The 2,835-nt window shown below is 51.0% G+C and carries 2 protein-coding genes and 1 pseudogene; 2 read left to right on the forward strand and 1 reads right to left on the reverse strand.

Features of this window, described 5'->3' with window-relative positions; translation table 11 throughout:
- Nucleotides 1–594: PA14 domain-containing protein (locus AC2FNV_RS23410; protein ID WP_496774716.1), on the reverse strand; the 594-nt coding region annotated here is incomplete at its 3' end.
- A gap of 436 nt (nucleotides 595–1,030) precedes the next feature.
- Between AC2FNV_RS23410 and AC2FNV_RS23415 the strand changes: the two genes are divergently transcribed.
- Together AC2FNV_RS23415 and AC2FNV_RS23420 are read left to right on the forward strand one after the other, a co-directional pair.
- Nucleotides 1,031–2,011: a glycosyltransferase family 2 protein gene (locus AC2FNV_RS23415; protein WP_170605729.1), complete on the forward strand. Its 981-nt coding sequence runs from the start codon at nucleotides 1,031–1,033 to the stop codon at nucleotides 2,009–2,011.
- A 142-nt stretch (nucleotides 2,012–2,153) separates the two neighbouring features.
- A pseudogene (locus AC2FNV_RS23420) lies at nucleotides 2,154–2,835 on the forward strand (colanic acid biosynthesis glycosyltransferase WcaL); the annotation flags it as partial.

Below are 2,835 nucleotides of genomic sequence, written 5' to 3' on the forward strand. Positions count from 1 at the left end.
CGCGCCAGCGTCGCCGCCAGACGTGTCGTCTCCGCCAGAACCATGGTCCGAACTATCTCCGTGGTCGCCTCCGGACGTATCCTCGCCACCTGTATCACCGTCGCCGGTGTCACTAATCTGATCATCATCTGCTGGCGGCGTCTCGATCTTGGAGAAAGCATCTCCTCCTATGAATTCACGTTCCCAACCGCTGTCGGGACCGGACCACTCCAATTGGAGTGTCGATCTTCCAGTGCTGTCAAAATACCGCACCTCAATTTCATGAGCGCCTTCGGATAAATCTAGGGTGACTTCGCTATTCCGGCCTCCGCGTCCACCGAGGTTTTCCGCGACCAGTTCACCATCAAGATACAACATCGCGTTGTTGTCGGATTTCAGAAAGAACGTGTACGTCCCTGCCTGATAGACGTTTAGATCTCCATGATATCGAGCCGCGAAATAATTCTCCGCGCCGCCCTCCCAGAAGTCGCCGCGCATACGCTTGATGTTCAGCTCTTCAACGGAGGAGGTGTCCGTAGGAGCACTGCCAAAGTCGACGTCTTCGAGGTTGGTGTAACTCGAGTTCAGCGAGAAATAGTCAACATGAAGTCCCATGATTTCGCCCGTTCTTTCCAATCCTGCATATTCAGGATGATTGTTTCCACATACTGGCGTAAGCGAGGTTTTGGTACGGCAAAACTATGACAAACGGTTGGCGCCAATTCTGCCGTTTGTAACTTAGAAACAAGTGAGTGGTTTTTTCTAAGTGCTGCGAGCCATAAACCTCGGCTTCCCCCCTGGTAAAAGACGGATTCTGACGCACACAAAACGTCGCATGGCGTATTTGCCAAATGATTCCGCATATTTACTGCTCGCCCATCACTATTGCGGTACAACCGCATTCCTTTTCATTGAATTGTTTTAATTTTGAACACAGTGCAAGTTGTGGAGCTAAGAAACATTGACGGCAGGCGAGTTGCAGCGCAAATTTTTGCACATTGGGCACAATTATGCCTATTTTTGAGTGCTTTTTCTCCGCTCGGGAGTTGTTATGAGCCGCGACTCATTGATCGGGACTGTTGTAATTGGTCGAAACGAGGGCGCCAGATTGGTGGCTTGCCTCAATTCGATCCCAGAAAATGTCACACATGTGGTCTACGTTGATTCGGGGTCCACAGATGAAAGCATCGCACAGGCTGACAAAGCGGGCGCGACAGTCGTTCAGTTGGATATGACCCAACCCTTTACAGCGGCCCGAGCCAGAAACACTGGGTTTCAAAAACTTGCGTCTCTTTCAGATGTAGAGTTTGTTCAATTCGTTGATGGTGACTGTGCGTTGCAACCGGGATGGTTCAAAACAGCACAAACATTTTTGAAGCAAACGCCCAATGCAGCCATAGTCTGCGGACGCAGACGCGAGCGATTTCCAGAGCGGACCGTATTCAACAGGCTTTGCGATATGGAGTGGGATACACCTATTGGGCAAGCCGACGCGTGCGGGGGTGATGCCATGGTAAGGGTTGCGGCATTTGAACACGTCGAAGGTTTTCGCGACACAATGATCGCTGGGGAAGAGCCCGAGCTGTGCGTCCGCCTGCGTGCACAGGGATGGCAAGTTTGGCGACTGAATGCTGAAATGACCTTGCACGATGCAGATATGACCCGCTTTGACCAGTGGTGGAGGCGTGCCCGACGCAGTGGCCACGCTTTTGCCGAGGGCGCGTTTATCCACGGTGCCGCTCCTGAACGGCACAGCGTCCGAGCTGTACGGCGCATCCTTTTATGGGGAGCTATTCTGCCATTGGCACTATTTTTTGGGGCAACCATTTTTTCCCCGTGGCTTTTGCTTGGGCTTGTAATCTATCCGCTTCAAGTTTTCCGTATTGCCCACCGTGAGGGGTGGAACAGTCGCGTCGCGTGGGAGTATGCATTCTTCTTAGTTTTGGGGAAATTCCCTGAAGCACTGGGTATACTGGAGTTTCATGTCAGACGATGGCGTGGAAAACCTGCGGGAATTATCGAATATAAGTGAGAACAGAGCATGTGCCTTGATTTACTTTTTTCGTGGATTTGACGACTTTCTGCCGTCTTGAGATCGTAGAGGACTTATTGAAAGGCCACTGCAAACCCAATCACGGTTCTAACATTAAAGAGTTTTTGTCTAAGGTAGTTTCATGCGCGTTGCTTATCTGACCAACCAGTACCCGAAAGTAAGCCACACGTTCATACGGCGTGAGATCAACGAGCTTGAAAAACAGGGCGTAGAGGTCGAACGGTTTGCATTTCGCGGCTGGGACGCCGAGATAACCGATGCACAAGATGAATCAGAGCGCGAAAAGACCCGCTATACATTGCGCGACGGATTATGGGCGCTTACCAGATCAGCGATGAAATGCGCGGCAGCGGACCCCGGGTCTTTCTGGAACACACTTAAAATGGCATTGTCGCTGTCTCGCAGCTCGACGAGGGCTTGGCCTTACCACCTTATCTATCTGGCGCATGCCTGTCAGATCAAACTTTGGTTGGACCAAAACCCGGTCTCACACATTCACGCACATTTCGGAACGAACCCCGCTGAAGTCGCGCTCTTGCTTCAGCAATTAGGTGGGCCTGAGTTCAGTTTTACGATTCATGGTATGGATGAAGCTGACAATGCTCCCAAGTTAGCGTTTGATAAAAAAGTTGGCCTTGCACAATTCGCAGTCGCTATCAGCGCATTCGGTCGAAGCCAGTTGATGCGGCATGTCTCGCCAGACGACTGGGAAAAAATAAAAGTAATACACTGCGGTTTGGAAGATGACGCATTTACGAAAGTTGATGGCATCGAAGTTGTGTCGGATCCTTTCCTGCTTTGCA

Source organism: Ruegeria sp. BHSA163, assembly GCF_059613365.1.

Bases quoted from the DNA above. Each gene is read 5' to 3' on its own strand.
- AC2FNV_RS23415 (WP_170605729.1), top strand. From the start codon at position 1,031: ATGAGCCGCGACTCATTGATCGGGACTGTTGTAATTGGTCGAAACGAG.